The sequence below is a fragment of the Denitromonas halophila genome (assembly GCF_007625155.1).
GTDB lineage: Bacteria > Pseudomonadota > Gammaproteobacteria > Burkholderiales > Rhodocyclaceae > Nitrogeniibacter > Nitrogeniibacter halophilus.
The window spans coordinates 71,718-91,296 of sequence record NZ_VMNK01000011.1; the positions used below are offsets into that span (position 1 = coordinate 71,718).

The 19,579-nt window shown below is 60.0% G+C and carries 19 protein-coding genes and 1 tRNA gene; 17 read left to right on the forward strand and 3 right to left on the reverse strand.

The genetic code is table 11. The features are described from left to right. Positions 1–21: 21 nt before the first annotated feature. The 3 genes from FHP91_RS12475 to FHP91_RS12485 all read right to left on the reverse strand — a co-directional run bounded on the left by FHP91_RS12475 (position 22) and on the right by FHP91_RS12485 (position 5,166). Entirely contained in the window at positions 22–3,405 is a 3,384-nt protein-coding gene (locus FHP91_RS12475) for an EAL domain-containing protein (protein WP_144309912.1), read from the reverse strand. A gap of 228 nt (positions 3,406–3,633) precedes the next feature. After that, positions 3,634–4,746: an Eco57I restriction-modification methylase domain-containing protein gene (locus FHP91_RS12480; protein WP_186301537.1), complete on the reverse strand. Its 1,113-nt coding sequence runs from the start codon at positions 4,744–4,746 to the stop codon at positions 3,634–3,636. Positions 4,747–4,956: 210 nt separating this feature from the next. Then, positions 4,957–5,166 (reverse strand): cold-shock protein, encoded by a 210-nt coding sequence (locus tag FHP91_RS12485; RefSeq protein ID WP_144173251.1) that lies wholly within the window; start codon positions 5,164–5,166, stop codon positions 4,957–4,959. A 295-nt stretch (positions 5,167–5,461) separates the two neighbouring features. Here FHP91_RS12485 and ylqF point away from each other — a divergent pair, with 295 nt between their 5' ends. From ylqF to nuoK, 17 genes are all read left to right on the forward strand, one after another. Next, complete coding sequence (gene ylqF, locus FHP91_RS12490) at positions 5,462–6,376, forward strand: ribosome biogenesis GTPase YlqF (protein WP_144309914.1); 915 nt, start codon at positions 5,462–5,464, stop codon at positions 6,374–6,376. Continuing rightward, the gene (folP, locus tag FHP91_RS12495) at positions 6,376–7,200 is read left to right on the forward strand and encodes a dihydropteroate synthase (protein ID WP_144309915.1); all 825 of its coding nucleotides are present in this window, start codon (positions 6,376–6,378) and stop codon (positions 7,198–7,200) included. Before ylqF ends, folP begins: the two co-directional genes overlap by 1 nt. A 101-nt stretch (positions 7,201–7,301) precedes the next feature. Then, positions 7,302–8,663 (forward strand): phosphoglucosamine mutase, encoded by a 1,362-nt coding sequence (gene glmM, locus FHP91_RS12500; RefSeq protein ID WP_144309916.1) that lies wholly within the window; start codon positions 7,302–7,304, stop codon positions 8,661–8,663. 86 nt (positions 8,664–8,749) lie between these two features. Then, positions 8,750–9,499, forward strand: a complete 750-nt coding sequence (gene tpiA / locus FHP91_RS12505; protein WP_144309917.1) for a triose-phosphate isomerase — start codon at positions 8,750–8,752, stop codon at positions 9,497–9,499. 32 nt (positions 9,500–9,531) lie between these two features. Next, positions 9,532–9,882: a preprotein translocase subunit SecG gene (gene secG / locus FHP91_RS12510; RefSeq protein WP_144173261.1), complete on the forward strand. Its 351-nt coding sequence runs from the start codon at positions 9,532–9,534 to the stop codon at positions 9,880–9,882. A gap of 65 nt (positions 9,883–9,947) precedes the next feature. After that, positions 9,948–10,033 (forward strand) — tRNA-Leu (locus FHP91_RS12515). 75 nt (positions 10,034–10,108) lie between these two features. Continuing rightward, positions 10,109–10,483 carry an NADH-quinone oxidoreductase subunit A gene (locus tag FHP91_RS12520; RefSeq protein WP_144309918.1) on the forward strand — a complete coding sequence of 125 codons (375 nt, stop codon included), beginning with the start codon at positions 10,109–10,111 and terminating at the stop codon, positions 10,481–10,483. Positions 10,484–10,530: 47 nt separating this feature from the next. Then, entirely contained in the window at positions 10,531–11,007 is a 477-nt protein-coding gene (locus FHP91_RS12525) for a NuoB/complex I 20 kDa subunit family protein (protein WP_144173266.1), read from the forward strand. Between the two features lie 16 nt (positions 11,008–11,023). Further along, positions 11,024–11,629 (forward strand): NADH-quinone oxidoreductase subunit C, encoded by a 606-nt coding sequence (locus FHP91_RS12530; protein ID WP_144309971.1) that lies wholly within the window; start codon positions 11,024–11,026, stop codon positions 11,627–11,629. Further along, positions 11,622–12,875, forward strand: coding sequence for an NADH-quinone oxidoreductase subunit D (locus tag FHP91_RS12535; RefSeq protein WP_144309919.1), 1,254 nt, complete (start codon positions 11,622–11,624; stop codon positions 12,873–12,875). The genes FHP91_RS12530 and FHP91_RS12535 overlap by 8 nt, the downstream gene beginning before the upstream one ends. A gap of 40 nt (positions 12,876–12,915) precedes the next feature. Further along, entirely contained in the window at positions 12,916–13,392 is a 477-nt protein-coding gene (gene nuoE / locus FHP91_RS12540) for an NADH-quinone oxidoreductase subunit NuoE (RefSeq protein ID WP_144173270.1), read from the forward strand. After that, positions 13,389–14,708 (forward strand): NADH-quinone oxidoreductase subunit NuoF, encoded by a 1,320-nt coding sequence (nuoF, locus tag FHP91_RS12545; RefSeq protein WP_144309920.1) that lies wholly within the window; start codon positions 13,389–13,391, stop codon positions 14,706–14,708. The genes nuoE and nuoF overlap by 4 nt, the downstream gene beginning before the upstream one ends. Continuing rightward, entirely contained in the window at positions 14,702–17,044 is a 2,343-nt protein-coding gene (gene nuoG / locus FHP91_RS12550; protein ID WP_144309921.1) for an NADH-quinone oxidoreductase subunit NuoG, read from the forward strand. Before nuoF ends, nuoG begins: the two co-directional genes overlap by 7 nt. Continuing rightward, positions 17,044–18,093 carry an NADH-quinone oxidoreductase subunit NuoH gene (gene nuoH / locus FHP91_RS12555; RefSeq protein WP_144309922.1) on the forward strand — a complete coding sequence of 350 codons (1,050 nt, stop codon included), beginning with the start codon at positions 17,044–17,046 and terminating at the stop codon, positions 18,091–18,093. Before nuoG ends, nuoH begins: the two co-directional genes overlap by 1 nt. Before the next feature lie 10 nt (positions 18,094–18,103). Further along, positions 18,104–18,589 (forward strand): NADH-quinone oxidoreductase subunit NuoI, encoded by a 486-nt coding sequence (gene nuoI, locus FHP91_RS12560; RefSeq protein ID WP_144173279.1) that lies wholly within the window; start codon positions 18,104–18,106, stop codon positions 18,587–18,589. A gap of 46 nt (positions 18,590–18,635) precedes the next feature. Beyond that, positions 18,636–19,238, forward strand: a complete 603-nt coding sequence (locus FHP91_RS12565; RefSeq protein ID WP_144173281.1) for an NADH-quinone oxidoreductase subunit J — start codon at positions 18,636–18,638, stop codon at positions 19,236–19,238. Between the two features lie 34 nt (positions 19,239–19,272). Then, positions 19,273–19,578, forward strand: coding sequence for an NADH-quinone oxidoreductase subunit NuoK (gene nuoK, locus FHP91_RS12570; protein WP_144173284.1), 306 nt, complete (start codon positions 19,273–19,275; stop codon positions 19,576–19,578). Position 19,579 lies beyond the last annotated feature (1 nt).

Consider the following 19,579-nt stretch of genomic DNA (forward strand, 5'->3'; position numbering starts at 1 on the left):
TTGATGTGCCGGGCGCTTGCCTTAACGGTGCGATCGGCCGTCGACGATGAACTGGATACGTTCAAGCAGGTCTTGGCTGCTTTCAGTTACATTGGCCAAGGCGCGCGTGGCGGCGTCAGCGTTGCCGGCGAGGTGGTGCATGACCAATTGTTCGCCATGGGCGTGCAGGTTTTGGTGCAATGTGTCTAGCGTAGCCAGCGGGCCAGGCGGGCGGGCGCCCGGCAGCTTCTTGTCGAGCCACTGACCAAAACGACAACGATGGGGGTTGGTTTCTGGCACGTCGGAAGATTCGTCGTGCACAAAGTGGTTGAGCTGGTTGATCCAGTCGCGGTGCTCGGAGGCGACATACAGCAGCTCGATATCCTGGTGATCCAATTGGCCGGTCTGTGCCCAGGCGACAGGGGCCGTCCAGCCTTGTGCCCACGCCGTGAGGGCTTCGGCGGACATCGGGCGGGCAATGCCATAGCCTTGCGCTTGCTCGCAGCCCAGTTGCAGCAAGAGTTTGCCGTGTTGTTCCGTTTCGACACCTTCGGCGATGACCTCGCGGTGAAACGCCCGCGCCAGTCCGAGCACGCCTTCCAGGATGGACAGGTCGCCGGGGTCGTGGAGCATGTCGCGCACAAAGCCTTGGTCGATCTTGAGCACGTGGACCGGCAGGCGTTTGAGGTAGATGAGCGATGAGTAGCCGGTGCCGAAGTCGTCAAGCGCGAAGCGCACCCCGAGATCGGCGCAGGCGGCGATGACCTTGGAGACATGGTTGATGTCTTCGAGCGCACTGCTTTCCAGGACTTCCAGTTCCAGGTGGGCCGGTGGCACGTCGGGGGCCTTGTCGAGCAAGGCCTGCAGTCGTTCGACAAAATCGGCTTGTTGCAGATGATTCGCCGAGACATTGACGCTGACCGTAATTTCGATGCCGGCTTGTTGCCACGTGTCGATCTGTGTCAGCGCCGCCGCGATGACCCATTCGCCCAGCGCAATGTTTGTCGGATCGGTTTCGATATCGGGCAGGAACATGCCGGGCTCCAGCAGACCGCGTTCGGGGTGCGCCCAGCGGATCAGCGCTTCGGCGCCGATCAGCGCGCCGGTCCGCATGTTTACTTTGGGCTGGTAATGCAGCACAAACTCGTTGTTGGTGAGGGCCTGCCGGATGCGGGCGATGCTTTCATGTCGGCCGCGTACGGCACGTTCGTGGTCGGCGTCAAAAAGGTGAAAACGATTCTTGCCGGTCTGCTTGGCCTGGTACATGGCCTGGTCTGCCTGACGTATCAGTTGGTCGGAGTCGAGGTCGACGTCGCCCTGATAGTGTGTCAATCCGATGCTGCCCGAGATCTGCAGCTGTTGCTGGTCGATATGGATGGGCTCTGAAATCTTGGTCAGCAACCGATGCATGATCGCTTCCACGGCGGCGGCGTCGTGGATGTCGGGCAGCACCATGACGAACTCGTCGCCACCGAAGCGTGCGACGGTATCTTCTTCGCGAAGCGTCTCCAGAAGGCGTTCGGCGGTGGCGACCAGCACGCGGTCGCCTACCGCGTGCCCCTGTGTGTCGTTGATTTTCTTGAAACCGTCGAGGTCGAGGTAGGCCAGGGCCAGCTGTGTCCTGTTGCGACGGGCCCGGGTCATGGTTTGGCCAAGGCGATCGGCCAGCAGCACACGATTCGGCAAGCCAGTGAGATCGTCAAAGAAAGCGAGGCGCTCGAGTTGTTGTTCGTTTTCCTTTTGACGACTGATGTCCGAGAACACAGCGACGTAGTGAGACACTGCGCCCTTGGTGTCGCGAACGGCCGAAATCGTGAGGAGCTCAGGAAAAATCTCGCCGGATTTTCGTCGGTTCCAGATCTCGCCCTCCCAGAATCCCGCTTCTAGAAGGTTTTGCCACAAGGAGGCATAGAACGCGGCGTCGTGACGGCCGGACCGAAAAATGCGCGGATTCTTGCCGATTCCTTCATCACGAGCGTAGCCGGTGATCCGGGTGAACGCGTCGTTCACGTTCAAAATCGTGCCCTCGGCGTCGGTAATGAGAATGCCTTCCCGGGCGGCGGCGAAGACACTCGACGTGAGCTGCAGCTCGACTTCGGCGACCTTGCTGGCTGATACGTCGATCTGGGTTCCAGAGACCGTTGCCGGCGCGCCGGAGGCCGTCCGTTCGGTAATCTGACCGCGCTCCAGCAGCCAGATCCAGTGCCCGCTCTTGTGGCGCATTCGGACTTCACATGCGTAGTGTGGGTTTTCTCCGGCGAGGTGCTGAGCGAACAGGGTCGCGGATCGCTCCCGGTCGTCGGGGTGAAGCAGTTGGTCGCGGCGGTGGGCGGTCAGTGTGTGCAACTCAGCGCGCGAGTAGCCGAGCATCTCGGCCCACAGATCATTGATGACGATGTTTCCGCTCTGGATATGCCACTCCCAGGTGCCCGCCCGCGTGCCCTGAATGATTCCTTCCAGGCGCATCTGGTTCTGAACCAGCAAGGCTGTTTTTCCGCGAACAACGTATCTGAGGCGCAGATTCCAGAAAAAAATCCAGGCCAGCAGCGCAAGGGTCGCCAGTGCGTAGGGCCAGTAGGCCAGGACATCAATACCTCGGTTGGGCAAATGGGTGCCGGCCCATTTCCAGTTCAATCCCTCCAGTGCACCAGTGCTCCGAGCGCGCGCGATTCCTTTGTTGAGAATGGAGCGCAGCAAGCGATTGCCGTCCTTGACGGCCATGGCATTGCGGCCGACATACAGCGGGTCGCCGACCTTCTTCATGCGCGTATTCAGGCCGTTGCTGTAGAGGTAGTGCAAGACAATCTGTTCGTCGCCGATCAGTGCGTCGGCGTGGCCCTCAATGACGGCCGCGCTGGCCTGGGCGAAAGAGTCGGTTGCCACAAGGGTGAAGTCGATGCCGCGGGCGAGCAGGTAGTCCAGTGCGTAGTCGCCGCGCTGAATGGCGATCCGCTTTCCGTGGAGGCTCGCGAGGTTGGTGACGTCCGGTCGGTCCGCCGCGACAAAAATGGTGGCCGGAATCTCGAAGACGGTATCGGTGAAGTCGAAATCACGGTCCCGCTCTTCGCTATAGAAGAAGCTGGTCAGCACCTGTGCGCGGTTTTCCAGGACGGCGCGTTGGGCTTCGAGGAAAACCGCGTCGGTGAATTCGGCGTGAAAACCGAATTCGGTGCTGATCCAGGTGGCAAGCTCGATCATCATGCCCTTGCGGGCGCCCGTGGCGGGGTCGACGAATTCGAAAGGCGGGTAGTTTGTCTGGCTGACGAAAACGATCGGGCCCGCCGTATTCAGGAATGCGCGCTCCTGGTCGGTGAGCGCCGCCGCGGACGCTGTTTGCGCCTGCGCAGAGGTGCTGACCATGGCGTAAAGACAGGCCAGCATCATACCTAGCAGGAGGTGCTTGATCGATCGGCGTGACATGCTCATGGGTCAGATCAGGGGCACGAGGCGCAACACGGATGCGTTGTCCCATGCGTCGGATTGGCAGCGAGGTCGTGGCGCGATGATAGCCGGAAACGGTCTGTTTCAGCCATGCGTCAGCGCTGGCGGTGATCTTGCGGCGCGGCCCTTTGGGCGCGGTCGGTCATCGGCTCGGGGCTGCGACGACAGTGCGTGCCGCTTGGAACGCCGGCGGGGCGGGGGGCCATGTGCTGCTCAGTGTTGGTCGGTGATGAGTGCGCGAAAGCCATCGGGCAGAAGCAGCGTTTGCAGGCTGCGCTGGGTAAACAAGAAGCGTCCATCCACCCGGAAGCCCAGCGCCTCCCAGGGCACCGCCGTATTCAGCAAATGGACGGCCTGGTCCATTGGCATGCGGGTGTCGTGGGGAAACAACGCGAGAATTGCGCCGTCGTAAGCGCGGGCCGGGTGCAGAAAAAAGGGCGCGTCGCGGCGGGTGCGGCCATTGACGTAGATGCGCGGCGCGTCGCTGAGCGGATACGTGCGGCCCCAGTGCCACCAGTTGCTTTCGTCGAATCGACGCACGCGACGAGAGAGCAGGCGGAGCTTGTGCGGGAGCAGGTCGGGGTGTGGCTGATTGTAGAGCATGCGCCGGGTGGTGCCGCTGTCGACAGTTTGGGAACACACAAACTCGACGTTGCCGCCCGGGTGCGCGAAGACATCATCGGCACCCGACACGGCGCCGACCTTGACCGAAAAGAGCTCGGCGAGCGCGACGGTCATGGGCGCCGGGGAGAAAGCGAGCTGCCCGTCCATTTCAATGAACTGGCGCTGCTGCCACTGCGGATTTTGCAGTGTGCGGTATTGCGTTCGGCGGCTGAAGTCGCCTTTCTCGAAACGAAAGATCGCACAGTTGGGGAGCGCGCCAGCGAAGATTCGCGTGTCGCCTGTTTCGATCCAGTGGGTGATGGTGCCGGTGTCGTACAGGTAGCGGTTCAGTTTGCGCGCGGCGGTCAGTTTGATGAACTCGCGCGGCACGATGAAGATCAGCTCGCCGCCGTCAGCGAGGTGGCGTACGCATTTGTCGATAAAGAACAGGAACAGATTGCTGCGCCCGTCGAAATGCTGCATGTCGAGCCGTGACCGGGTGACTTCGGGAATGTCCTGAAAGCGCACATAGGGGGGATTGCCGATGACGGTGTCGAAGCGCTCCGATTGCGGGTAGCTGAAGAAATCGGTTTGCAGCATCGAGGCCTTGGCCACTGCCGGGTCGAACTCAATGGCGACGCAGGATTTGATCTGGTCGCTGAACGCGCCGGCACCCGCCGAAGGCTCAAGGACGCGTCCCTCGCGCTGGCGCAGGTCGAGCATCAGCTTGACGATCGCGGCTGGTGTAAAGACTTGGCCAAGAGAGGTAACGTTTCTGTCGGGCAAAAGGGGCGCAGGCAGAGGAGTCGGAGGAGGCGCCACGGTAGCCGAAGCGACCGAACCGGGCAATGCCCAGGGGCGTGGTGCGGGGCGGGATGTCGACAAAAAAGCGCGGCCAGAGCCGCGCTTTTTTTCGTCAGACGCTAAATCCGATCAGACAGCGCGGATAGCAGCAGCCTGCAGACCCTTGGGGCCCGTGCGGATTTCGAACTCGACGCGCTGGTTTTCAGCCAGGGTGCGGAAGCCGTTGCCCTGAATTTCGCTGAAGTGCGCGAACAGGTCGTCACCACCGCCATCAGGCGTAATGAAGCCGAAGCCCTTGGAGTCGTTGAACCATTTCACGGTGCCGGTTTGAGTGCTCATTTATACGTGTTCCATAATAAAAACAAAATCTGGGCGTATAGCCCACCTGCAGGAACTATCAAGAAACGTACTGAGGGGATTCAAACGTGGGCGGTTTAACCAAACACCGCGAAGAAACACCTGCAAGGACAACTGCTTGAAGCGACTGCCCCGACACGATACACCTTTTTACCCGGGTGTCTAGTGCTTTGTGGCAGCGTCAAACCCCGGCGGGCAGTGCGATTTGACGATGAACCGCCGGGTGTGGCCGCGAAATGGGATAATCGCGCCTAAATCAAGTGGATCGAAGGCAAGCATGACTATTCAGTGGTTCCCGGGGCATATGAATTCGGCGCGCAAGAAAGCGGCCGAAGTCATGGCAAAGATCGATGTGGTGATCGAGGTGGTAGATGCGCGCCTGCCGGCGGCGAGCACGAACCCGATGATCGAGTCCTTGCGTGCGCACCGTCAACGTCCTTGCCTCAAGTTGCTCAACAAGTCCGACCTGGCTGATCCGGCCGCGACGGCGGAGTGGCTGACCTATTTCAATCAGCAACCGGGCGTCAAGGCGGTGGCGATTTCGTGCAAGAGGCCGGCGGAAGTGGCCCGTGTGCCCAAACTCTGCCAGCAACTGGCGCCGCATCGCAGCGATGGCACCAAGCCCTTGCGCATGATGATCATGGGGATTCCGAACGTGGGCAAGTCCACGTTGATGAATGCCATGCTCAAGCGCCGTGTGGCGGCCGTGGGCGATGAGCCAGCGGTGACCAAGTCTCAGCAGCGCCTCGATATCAGCCCCACCATGTCGCTGGTCGATACGCCGGGGATGTTGTGGCCGAAAATAGCATACGACGCCGATGGCTTCATGCTGGCGGCCAGTCATGCGATTGGCGTTAACGCCGTCGCCGAGTTTGATGTGGCGGTCGCGCTGGGTCAGTTGCTGCTGTCGCGCTATCCGGAGCGTCTGGCCGCGCGTTACAAGACCGACGTGGCGGGCTTTGATGGCGTGCGTCTGGTGGAGGAGGTGGCGCGTCGGCGCGGATGCCTGGTCAAAGGCGGTGGCGTGGACGTCGATAAGGCGGCGCTCGTGTTGCTGGCCGACTACCGCAGCGGTGCACTGGGGCCGATCAGCCTCGAAACGCCGAGCAGTCGGGCTGACATGATCGCGGCGGCCGCGGCGATGGCGGCAGCGGCTGAGGCGGTGTCTTCAGCGGCGGACGGCGAGGCGTAATGGCCGGCGTGCTGTTCTGCGGCCGTTTTCGGCTTGACCTGTCGACACCGAAAATCATGGCGATTCTGAATGTCACCCCGGATTCGTTTTCGGGCGATGGCTTGCTGAAACAGCGCGACGACATCTTGCGTCGCGCCGAGCGGGCCGTTCAGGACGGCGCGCATGTGCTCGATTTGGGTGGGGAGTCATCCCGGCCCGGCGCTGTGGCGGTGAGTGAGGCGGAGGAGTTGGACCGCGTGATTCCGATCATTGAGGCGCTGGCTGGTTGGGGCGTGCCATTGTCGGTGGATACGGTCAAGCCGGCGGTGATGACCGCAGCGATCGATGCCGGCGCGGACATGATCAACGATATCAACGCATTGCGAATGCCCGGCGCACTGGCAGCGGTGGCATCCAGTGGCGCCGCGGTGTGCCTGATGCATATGCAGGGCGCGCCCAGAACAATGCAGGATGCGCCGCATTACGAAGACGTGGTGGCGGAGGTCGAGGCGGCGCTTGTCGAGCGCATGGACGCGGTCTGCGCCTCCGGCGTGCTCAGAGAGCGCATTTTGATTGATCCGGGCTTCGGCTTTGGCAAAACCTTGGCGCACAACCTGAGCCTGTTCCGCGCCTTGCCGCAATTTGCGGCGTTGGCGCCGGTGCTGGTGGGGGTGTCTCGCAAGTCCATGCTGGGCGCGTTGACCGGGCAGCCGGTAGAGGCGCGTCTGGTGGCCAGCGCTGTTGCAGCCGCGTTGGCGGTGCAGTCGGGCGCGGTGTGCGTCCGTGTGCATGATGTGGCGGCGACCCGGGATGCACTGGCGGTACTCGACGCGGTGATGGCGTGAGCGTTTGCACGCTGAAAATCGACGGCAACTGTCATAATCGGGCGAGAATTTTTTGGGGCGGCCCTGGCCGCAACTGACAGCATATTGAAGCGGGAAGAGCGATGAGCAGAAAGTATTTTGGGACAGACGGGGTGCGCGGGCGAGTGGGTGATGCGCCGATTACGCCTGATTTCGTGATGCGCCTTGGTTACGCGGCGGGCGTGACCCTGGTCATGCGAGAGCAGCTGCCCAAGGGCGAGCGACCGACGGTGCTGATTGGGAAGGACACCCGGATCTCTGGCTATATGCTCGAAGCCGCGCTGGAGGCAGGTTTTTCGGCCGCCGGGGTAGACGTTATTTTGGCTGGACCCATGCCGACGCCGGCGGTGGCCTACCTGACGCGGGCGCTGCGTTTGCAGGCGGGCGTCGTCATTTCCGCGTCTCACAATCCGTTCTACGACAACGGAATCAAGTTTTTTTCGGCCGGCGGCGCGAAACTGCCCGATGCCGTTGAGCGCGAGATTGAAGCGCACCTTGATGAAGGCATGGGCTGCGTGTCGTCAGACCGCTTGGGGCGTGCGCGCCGTATCGAAGATGCGGCCGGCCGCTATATCGAGTTCTGCAAGAGTACCTTCCCGAACGAGCTTGATCTGCGCGGAATGAAAATCGCGCTCGATTGCGCGCATGGCGCGGCCTATCACATTGCACCGAAAGTGCTGCACGAGCTCGGGGCAGAGGTGGTGTCGGTCGGCGTTCGGCCGGACGGCCTCAATATCAATGATGGTGTCGGTGCAACTTCGCCCGAGTATCTGCGCGATGCGGTGCTGACGCACGGCGCGGATATCGGCATCGCGCTGGATGGCGATGCTGATCGTGTCGTGATGGTCGATGCGGCGGGTGAAATCTATGACGGCGACAAGCTGATCTATGTGATTGCCGTGGCCATGAAGCGCTCGGGCAAACTCAACGGTGTGGTCGGTACGCTGATGAGCAACCTCGGCTTCGAGCATGCCATCGGGCGTATGGACGTGCCGTTTGCGCGCGCCAAAGTGGGCGATCGCTATGTGCTTGAGATGATGCAGGAGAAGGGCTGGCGCCTGGGGGGGGAGAACTCGGGGCATATTCTGAGCCTTGATCACCATACGACCGGCGACGGCATTGTTTCCGCGCTCCAGGTCCTGGCCTCCTTGCGCGAGCGAGGCGTTTCACTCAAAGAGGCCTGCGTGGATCTGGTGTTCTACCCGCAGCGCTTGATCAATGTGCGAATGCCGCAGGGCTTCGACTGGCGCTCAGACAGCCGCATCGCAGCGGCCGAAACCGCGAGCGCGGAGGCTTTGGGCGATCGTGGTCGCGTCCTGTTGCGCCCCTCTGGCACGGAGCCCCTGCTCCGGGTGATGGTTGAGGGTAGCGACGCCGACGAGGTTGAGCGGCATGCGACCCATTTGGCGGATACTGTCCGTGCCGCGTTCGGCGAGACCGTTTGAGTCGCTGGATCCTGGTTCGCTTTGTTTGCTGAGGAGCGGGCGGGCGGTTACAATCGTGGGATTTTTCCGCCCTCGCAGCGAAGCGTATGAGATCGAAACTGGTAGCAGGCAACTGGAAGATGCATGGTCGGCGCGACATGGCGGCAGATTTGCTGTCCGCGCTCGCGCCGCATTTGCCAAGCGGCGTCGATGTCGCAGTTTGCGTGCCGTTCCCGTATCTGGATCAGGCTGGTGCTGCACTGGTTGGATCGGCGCTGCATCTCGGCGCGCAAGATGTGAGTGAGTGCGATGATGGCGCTTTCACTGGCGAAGTCAGCGCTGGCATGCTCCGGGACATGGGCTGTCGCTATGTGATCGTCGGTCATTCAGAGCGTCGCGCGCGTCACGGTGAGTCGAGTCAATGTGTGGCGGACAAAGCAGCGACGGCATTGCGAAACGGTCTGACACCGATCGTTTGTGTTGGCGAGACAAAAGAAGAGCGTCTGGCAGGTCAGACCGAGTCTGTCGTGTCGGAGCAACTGGCGCCGGTGCTGGCGCTCGGGGCTGAGCGGGTCGAGCGCCTGGTCATTGCTTACGAACCGATCTGGGCGATTGGCACTGGGCTCTCCGCTACGGTGGACGAAGCGGACGCGGTGCATTCAGCAATCCGCGGCGCGCTTGGCCGTGTTTCTCAGGCTGCGGCTGATCGCGTACAGATTTTGTATGGTGGAAGCGTGAAGCCCGAAACGGCCCCCGCGTTGTTTGCGGCAGACGATATCGATGGCGGGCTCATCGGTGGCGCTGCGTTGGATCCGGAAGCTTTTTTGGCGATTTGCAAGGCGGCAGTCGCTGTTTGATTAGAACTTACACGTTCAGGAACGAATGAATCATGGGTAGTTATCTCTTTTCGATTGTGTTGACGGTGCACGTGCTGGTGGGCATCGGGGTGATCGGCCTGGTTTTGTTGCAGCACGGCAAAGGGGCGGATGCTGGCGCCGCATTTGGTAGCGGTTCGTCGGGGAGCCTTTTTGGTGCATCGGGTTCGGCGAACTTCATGAGCCGCACCACGGGTGTGCTGGCGACAGTCTTCTTTATCACCAGCCTTGGCTTGAGCTACCTCGCAAGTTCGGCCAGAACCGTCCCTGCAAGCGTCATGGAGCAAGCGGTTCCGGCTGCCGGGCAGGCGACGTCCGAGCCTGCCGCGGGTTCGGATTCGAAGCTCAATACTGTTCCCAAATAAGGTGCAAAAAACTTTGCGCAGCGCGGCAGAAGTCGTATAATTCGTCCCGCTGTAACGCTATGAGTGCCGACGTGGTGAAATTGGTAGACACGCCATCTTGAGGGGGTGGTGACGTAAAGTCGTGTGAGTTCGAGTCTCACCGTCGGCACCAAAGAAATTATTGGACGCCCGCAGTAAGCGGGCGTTTCCATGCGGTTTATCCGCAAACAAAGACCGGGATCTATAAATGCTAGAAAACTACTTCCCCGTGCTTGTTTTCATCCTGGTCGGGCTCGCCTTTGGCGTGGCGCCGATCGTCATGGGGCGGCTTATTGCGCCGCACCGTCCTGACAGCGAAAAGCTTTCTCCTTTTGAGTGTGGCTTCGAACCCTTCGAAGATGCGCGCATGAAATTTGATGTGCGTTATTACCTGCTCGCTATCCTTTTTATTATCTTTGACCTAGAGATCGCGTTCCTGCTTCCGTGGGCGACGATTCTCCGGGAAATTGCAGGCACAGAATCTCTGCGCTTGTTTGGTTTCTTCGAGATGTTCGTATTTTTGGGCATTCTCGTTATTGGTTACATCTGGGTGTGGAAAAAAGGCGCACTGGACTGGGAGTGATTTTCCCTCCGCTTCACCCTTGAATCTGCCTTGCGGCAAGAGGTGACATGAGTATCGAAGGCGTTTTAAAAGAAGGATTCGTCACAACGTCACTGGATACGGTGATCAACTGGACGCGCACCGGCTCTTTGTGGCCGATGACGTTTGGATTGGCCTGCTGTGCCGTTGAGATGATTCATGCGGGCTGTTCGCGCTATGACCTTGACCGCTTTGGGGTGGTTTTTCGTCCCAGTCCGCGTCAGTCAGATGTCATGATCGTGGCGGGGACGCTTTGCAACAAGATGGCGCCAGCCTTGCGCAAGGTCTACGACCAGATGGCTGAGCCGCGCTGGGTGATTTCAATGGGTTCCTGTGCGAATGGTGGTGGCTATTACCACTATTCGTATTCAGTCGTGCGCGGTTGTGATCGTGTGGTGCCGGTAGATGTCTATGTGCCGGGTTGCCCCCCGACCGCGGAGGCCTTGATTTACGGCATCATCCAGCTGCAGCGGAAGATCCGGTCCACCAACACCATTGCGCGTTGACGGGGTAGGTGACGGGATGACTACAAAAATTGAACGTCTTTCGGCCTTGCTTGGCGAGCACTTCGGTGAGCGTGCCAAATCGATCGTTATTGATCGTGGTGAAGTGACGCTTGAAGTTGCCGCCGACGACTATCGTTCGGCCGCCATCGAGTTGCGTGATCGCGCCGAGTTTGCTTTTGAACAATTGGTCGATGTGTCGGGTGTGGATTATTCGGCATGGGCCAATCGTGAGTGGACGCGAGAGCGATACGCCGCTTCGACGCATCTTTTGTCGATTGCCAATAACTGGCGATTGCGTTTGCGCGCATTTGCGCCGGATGATGGTTTTCCGGTGCTGGATTCATTATGTGATGTCTGGCCGAGCGCGAACTGGTTTGAGCGAGAGGTTTTCGACCTGTTCGGCATCATGTTCTCCGGGCATCCGGACCTGCGTCGAATCCTCACCGATTACGGTTTTGTCGGTCATCCGTTCCGCAAGGATTTCCCGGTCTCGGGATATGTGGAAATGCGCTATGACCCCGAGCAACGGCGTGTTGTTTATCAGCCGGTGACCATCGAGCCGCGCGAAAATACGCCGCGGGTTGTGCGTGAGGCCAATTATGGAGACGTCGGCCATGGCTGAAATCCGCAACTATACGATCAACTTCGGGCCGCAACACCCGGCCGCGCACGGTGTGTTGCGCCTGGTGCTTGAGTTGTCTGGTGAAGTTGTCGAGCGAGCTGATCCGCATATCGGATTGCTGCATCGCGGCACCGAAAAACTGGCTGAAACCCGCACTTGGGTGCAGTCCGTGCCGTATATGGACCGTCTCGACTATGTGTCGATGATGTGCAACGAGCACGCGTACTGTCTGGCGATTGAGCGCCTGATCGGTGTCGAGGTGCCCGAGCGTGGTCAATATATTCGCGTGATGTTCGATGAAATTACCCGGATTCTGAATCACCTGCTGGCAATCGGCACCCATGCGCTGGATATCGGCGCAATGACCATGGTGTTGTACACGTTCCGCGAACGTGAAGATCTGATGGATGCCTATGAGGCGGTTTCCGGCGCGCGCATGCATGCCGCGTATTACCGGCCGGGTGGCGTTTATCGCGATCTGCCCGATCAGATGCCGCAATACGAAGCGTCGAAGTGGAAAAACGCCGAGACGGTTCGCCAGTTAAATGAGAACCGTCAAGGTTCGCTGCTCGATTTTCTGGAAGACTTCACCAATCGCTTCCCGAAATATTGCGACGATTATGAAACCCTGCTGACCGACAACCGGATCTGGAAACAGCGGACGGTCGGTATTGGTGTGGTGACGCCTGAGCAGGCCAAGGCCTGGGGCTTTACTGGCGCGATGCTGCGGGGCTCTGGCGTGGCGTGGGACTTGCGCAAGAAGCAGCCTTACGAAGTCTACGATCGACTGGATTTCGACATTCCGGTGGGCAAGGAGGGCGATTGCTACGATCGCTATCTGGTTCGCATGGAAGAGATGCGCCAGTCGAATCGCATCATCAAGCAATGTATCGATTGGTTGCGCAAGAACCCGGGGCCGGTCATTACGGGCAACCACAAGGTGGCCCCGCCGTCGCGCGAAGCGATGAAATCGAACATGGAAGAGTTGATTCACCACTTCAAACTCTTCTCGGAAGGCATGCATGTGCCGGAAGGCGAAGTGTATGCGGCCATCGAGCACCCCAAGGGCGAGTTCGGTGTGTATGCCGTATCGGATGGCGCCAACAAGCCGTATCGCCTGAAGCTGCGCTCACCTGGTTTCGCCCACTTGGCGGCCATGGATGCGATGGCGAAAGGACATTTGCTTGCAGACGTCGTCGCCATTATCGGCACGATGGATATCGTGTTTGGTGATGTTGACCGCTGAGGCGGACCGAAGAACGCAAACTATCGGGTATGGGCAGAAAATGCTGAGCCAGGAATCGCTGAAGTTAATCGACGTAGAGGTCGCCAAGTATCCGTCGGACCAGAAACAGTCCGCGGTGATGGCCGCGTTGCGCATCGCGCAGCAAGAAAAGGGCTGGCTGGCCAGGGAAACCATCGATGCCGTCGCCAGCTATCTCGATATGCCGGCAATTGCCGCGTTTGAGGTGGCGAGCTTCTACAACATGTACGACCTCGAACCCGTCGGCGAACACAAGATCACGGTGTGTACAAATCTGCCGTGTGCGTTGTCCGGTGGCGTGCATGCTGCTGACTACCTGAAGCAGAAGCTTGGTATCGAATTCAACGAGACCACACCCGACGGCAAATTCACCCTTAAAGAGGGTGAGTGCATGGGCGCCTGCGGGGATGCGCCGGTGCTGCTGCATAACAATCACAAGATGTGCAGCTGGATGACGACCGAAAAAATTGATCAACTGTTGGCGGACTTGGCGAAATGAGCGCACGCAATCTCATCCTCGCCGATCTGGACGGCGACCGTACATGGCGGCTTCAGGATTACCTCGCACGCGGCGGCTATGCCGCGCTGAAGAAGATCATCGCTGAAAGCACCCCGCCGGCGGACATCATTGCCGAGGTCAAGGCGTCGGTGCTGCGCGGACGGGGCGGCGCGGGCTTTCCGACCGGCCTGAAGTGGAGCTTCATGCCACGTTCGTTTCCGGGCGCCAAGTATCTGGCCTGTAACTCGGACGAAGGCGAGCCGGGCACATTCAAAGACCGCGACATCCTTCGCTATAACCCGCACTCCGTCATCGAGGGCATGATCATCGCCGCCTATGCGATGGGGTGCGAGCGGGGTTACAACTATATTCACGGCGAAATCTTTGAGGTGTATGACCGCTTCGAAGAGGCGCTGGCCGAAGCGCGCGCGGCGGGCCTGCTCGGCGACAAGATTCTCGGCTCCGACTTCAGCTTTGATCTGTTTGCGCACCATGGCTACGGCGCCTACATTTGCGGTGAAGAAACCGCATTGCTTGAATCAATCGAAGGCAAGAAAGGGCAGCCGCGATTCAAACCGCCGTTCCCGGCCAGCTATGGTCTCTACGGCAAGCCGACCACGATCAACAACACCGAAACCTTCGCCTCCGTGCCCTTCATTCTGCGCGACGGTGGCGAGACCTTCCTGAACTACGGCAAGCCGAACAACGGTGGCACCAAGCTGTTCTCGATTTCTGGTCATGTGAATCGCCCGGGCAACTACGAGATCGAACTCGGCACGCCGTTCTCCGAGCTGCTCGAGATGGCAGGTGGCATGCGCGGTGGTCGCAAGCTCAAGGGCGTGATCCCCGGGGGCTCGTCATCGCCGGTGGTGCCTGCCGACATCATGATGGATTGCACCATGGACTACGATTCGATCTCCAAGGCGGGGTCGATGCTCGGTTCGGGTGCAGTGATTGTGATGGACGAGACCACCTGCATGGTGCGAGCGCTTGAGCGTCTGTCCTACTTCTATTTCGAAGAGTCCTGTGGCCAATGCACGCCGTGCCGTGAAGGTACGGGCTGGCTGTATCGCGTGGTGCATCGTATCGAGCACGGCCTCGGCCGTCCGGACGACCTGGACCTGCTCAACAGCGTCACCACCAACATCATGGGTCGCACCATTTGTGCGCTCGGCGATGCGGCGTCCATGCCAGTGCAGAGCTTCGTCAAGCATTTCGGCGATGAATTCGCCTACCACATCGAACACAAGACCTGTCTCGTGCCGGACGACGTCCAGCGCGAAGGCAGCAAAATCTATGTAGGTCCGTCATGCTAGAAATCGAGATCGACGGCAAGCAGCTTCAGGTGGCTGATGGCAGCACCGTGATGGATGCGGCCAATCAGGTGGGGGCGTACATCCCGCACTTCTGTTACCACAAGAAACTGTCCATCGCTGCCAACTGCCGCATGTGTTTGGTGCAGGTCGAAAAGGCGCCCAAGCCGCTTCCCGCCTGTGCGACGCCAGTGACCAACGGCATGAAGGTGTGGACCAAGTCCGAAGCCGCCGTCAAGGCCCAGAAGGGCGTGATGGAGTTTCTCCTGATCAACCACCCGCTCGATTGCCCGATCTGCGATCAGGGCGGTGAGTGCCAGTTGCAGGATCTGGCGGTCGGCTACGGCGAGAGCAAGTCGCGCTATCAGGAAGAGAAGCGCGTCGTGTTCAACAAGAACCTCGGCCCGCTGGTGGCGACCGACATGACGCGGTGCATTCACTGCACCCGCTGTGTTCGCTTTACGCAGGAAATTGCCGGCTTGATGGAGTTGGGCCAGGCCTTCCGCGGTGAGCACTCCGAGATCATGCCCTTTGTTGAAAAGACCGTTGATTCCGAACTGTCGGGCAACATCATCGACCTGTGCCCGGTTGGCGCGCTGACCTCCAAACCGTTCCGTTTCGCCGCTCGCACCTGGGAGCTGGCCCGCCGCAAGTCGGTCAGCCCGCACGACTCGCTCGGTAGCAACCTGATCGTTCAGGTGAAGCACGATGTGGTCAAGCGCGTTTTACCGCTCGAGAACGAAGCCATCAACGAATGCTGGCTGTCGGACCGGGACCGTTTCTCTTACGAAGGCCTCAATTGCGCTTCTCGCCTGACCAAGCCGATGATCCGTCAGGGCGATAGCTGGCAGGAGACTGATTGGCAAACCGCACTGGAATTCGCGGCAACTCGTCTCAAGGCCGTTGTGGCCGCCGCGGGGGCTGAAGAATTTGGCGCGCTGCTGGCATCCAACGCCACCGTTGAAGAGCTCTACCTCGCGCAGAAGCTGGTGCGCGGCTTGGGTAGCGACAACGTCGATTTCCGCCTGCGTCAGACCGACTTCTCGGCCGATGCCGTCAGCCAGGGCGCGCCGTGGCTGGGAATGCCGGTCGCTGAAATCGCCGATTTGAATCGTTTGCTGGTGATCGGCAGCTTCTTCCGCAAAGATCATCCGCTGCTCGCGCAACGTGTGCGTCAGGCCGCCAAGCGGGGGCTCAAGGTCGCAAGCATTCACCCGACCGCCGATGACTGGCTGCTGCCGGTGTCGGCGCGGATGCAGCCCAAGCCGTCAGAAATGGTCGCTGCGCTGGCGGCTGTACTCAAGGCTGTTGCAGATGCTGAAAGTAAATCCGTTGATGCCGCATTGACAGTGCTTCTTCCGGCGGATATGCCGGCTGAAGCCAAGGCCATTGCCGACATGCTGCTCAGCGGCCGTCAATCGGCCATCTGGCTGGGCAACTTTGCGATGCAGCATGCCCAGGCGGCGACGCTGCGCCGTCTCGCGCAGGAGATCGCCAGCATCACCGGCTCCAGCTTTGGCGTGATCGGTGACGCCGCGAACAGTGTGGGTGGTTATCTCGCAGGTGCCGTGCCGGCCACGGGTGGGAAGAACGCCGCGGCCATGTTGAGTGAATCGCTCAAGTCGTATGTGCTGCTCAATGTTGAGCCGTCGCTGGATTCCGCCGCGGGCGAGCGCGCACGTGCTGCTGTGGCAGGGGCCGACTTTGTGGTCAACCTGACCGCTTTCAACAGCCCCGAGCTGCGCGCCATCAGCCATGTCATGCTGCCGGTTTCTCCCTTTACCGAAACTTCCGGCACCTTCGTTAGCTGCGAAGGGCGCGCCCAGAGTTTTGTGGCCGTTGCCAAGCCGCAAGGTGATACGCGTCCTGCGTGGAAGGTCCTCCGTGTGATGGGCAATCTGCTGTCACTGGATGGATTCGATTACAACGATTCGGAAGCGGTGCGAGCCGACGTGCTCGATATCACCGCCTTCCCGGTCGCAAATCTGAGCAATACGCTGGATGGTCTGACCGTGTCGGGGTCGGCAGCCTCTGCAGGTATCGAACGCGTGGCCGATGTGCCGATTTACGCGACCGACTCCATCGTTCGTCGTGCGCCCGCGCTTCAGCGTGCCCGCGATGGCGCAGCGCCGGCAGCCTATTTATCGGCGGCCACCATGACCTCACTTGGCTTGAATGCAGGCGACGCAGTCGAGGCGAAAACCGAGCAGGGCAGCGCCCGCCTGGTCGCAAAAGCTGACGATACGGTGGCCGACGGCTGTGTTCGGATTGCATCGGCACATGAAACAACGGCGGCGCTGGGTGGCCTGTCCGCTGTGGTGACCCTGGAGCGCGTTTGATGGAAGCCCTTCTCGAACCGATTGCCTCGCTGTTCGGTGCCGCCTGGCCCGCAGTGTGGACCCTCGCCAAGATCGTGGCGATCATCGCGCCGCTGATGATTGCGGTCGCCTACCTGACGTATTTCGAGCGCAAGATCATCGGCTACATGCAGGTGCGTATCGGCCCGAACCGGGTCGGTCCACTGGGCTTGCTGCAGCCGATTGCCGACGGCGTCAAGCTGTTGCTCAAGGAAGTCCTGGTTCCTTCAGCAACAAGCAAGGGCCTGTTTATTCTCGGCCCGATCCTTGCCATTGCACCGTCGCTTGCGGCATGGGCAGTCGTGCCGTTCTGGGATGGCGGTGTACTGGCCGATGTCGATGCCGGCCTGCTGTTCATTCTGGCGATTACGTCGCTCGAAGTGTATGGCGTGATCATCGCCGGCTGGGCGTCGAACTCGAAGTACCCCTTCCTGGGCACCATGCGCGCCGCGGCCCAGATGGTGTCATATGAACTGGCGATGGGTTTTGCACTGATCTGTGTGCTGATGATTTCGGCTTCACTGAACCTGAGCGAGATCGTTCGGGTGCAAGGGCAGGGGCAGTTTGCAGACATGGGACTTGGCTTTCTGAGCTGGAACTGGTTGCCGCTGTTCCCGATGTTTGTGGTGTATCTGATTTCCGGGATTGCCGAGACCAACCGCGCACCGTTTGACGTCGTCGAGGGCGAGTCGGAAATCGTGGCAGGTCACATGGTCGAGTATTCGGGCATGACCTTCGCGCTGTTCTTCCTCGCCGAATACGCCAACATGTGGCTGGTCAGCATCCTGACCTCCATCCTGTTCCTGGGCGGCTGGTTGTCGCCGGTCGGTTTCCTGCCCGATGGTTTCCATTGGCTGGCAATCAAGACGTCGATGGTTGTGTTGATGTTCCTCTGGGCGCGGGCGACATTCCCCCGTTTCCGTTATGACCACATCATGCGTCTGGGCTGGAAGGTGTTCCTGCCCGTGACGCTGTTCTGGGTCCTCGTTGTCGCAGTGTGGATCATGTCCCCGCTGTCGATCTGGAACTGAGAGGCGAACGATGGGTGCAAGAGATTATTTCGGTAGCCTTCTTCTGAAGGAACTGCTCAAGGGACTGGCGCTGACCGGGCGGCATTTCTTTGCGCGCAAGATCACCGTGCAGTTCCCCGAAGAGAAAACGCCGCAGAGTCCGCGTTTCCGCGGCCTGCATGCCTTGCGTCGCTATCCGAACGGGGAAGAGCGATGCATTGCCTGCAAACTTTGCGAGGCGGTGTGTCCGGCGATGGCAATCACGATCGAGTCGGATCAGCGTGACGATGGTTCGCGCCGCACGACGCGTTATGACATTGATCTGACCAAGTGCATTTTCTGCGGCTTCTGTGAAGAAGCCTGTCCGGTGGACGCGGTCGTCGAGACGCGGGTGTTTGAGTACCACGGCGAACAGCGGGGCGATCTGTACTACACCAAGCAGATGTTGCTGGCGGTGGGTGATCGAAACGAAGCACAGATTGCCAAGGATCGTGAGACCGAGGCGAAGTACCGGTAAAAGCGCGTAAGGCGAGGCCGCGATTGGCCTCCGGAGATACTCGAGCATGGAATTCAAGACTTTCGTTTTTTACCTGTTGGCCACCGTAATGGTGTTCGCCGCCTTGCGCGTCGTTACCGTACGCAATCCGGTGCATGCCGCGTTGTTTCTGGTGCTGACTTTCTTCAACGCCGCGGGTATCTGGCTGCTGCTGCAAGCTGAATTTCTCGCCATCGTGTTGGTGATGGTGTATGTCGGGGCGGTCATGGTGCTGTTCCTGTTCGTGGTGATGATGCTCGACATCAATATCGACCGACTGCGTGAGGGCTTCTGGAGCTACCTGCCGGTGGGCGCGGTGGTTGGCGTCATCATGCTGGCTGAGATGGTGCTGGTGCTGAGCGGTCCGTACTTCGGGCTGGATGCCATGCCGGAACCGCCGGCTGCGCAGGCTGGTTACAGCAATACGCGTGAGCTGGGTCGGGTGCTTTACACCGAATACGTCTATCCGTTCGAACTTGCGTCGTTGGTGCTGCTGGTGGCGATGGTCGCGGCGGTGGCGCTGACGTTGCGTAAGCGCACCGGTTCGCGCCATCTGGATCCGGCGCAGCAGATTGCCGTCAAACGTGCCGATCGCATCGCGCTGGTGTCGATGCCGGCCGAAAAAGAATAATCGAAGCGCGCGGGTCGCTTTCAGGGAGTCATTGATGCTTTCGCTTTCCCACTACCTCATTCTGGGCGCAATACTTTTTGCGATCAGCGTGGTCGGCATCTTCCTCAACCGGAAGAACCTCATCGTCCTGTTGATGGCGATCGAGTTGATGCTGCTTTCGGTGAATCTGAATTTTGTCGCGTTCTCCCATTACCTTGGGGATCTCGCGGGCCAGATCTTTGTGTTCTTCATCCTCACCGTGGCCGCAGCGGAAGCTGCAATCGGCCTGGCGATTCTGGTGGTGCTGTTCCGCAATTTGCGCACCATCCATGTGGATGATCTGGATAGCCTCAAGGGTTAAG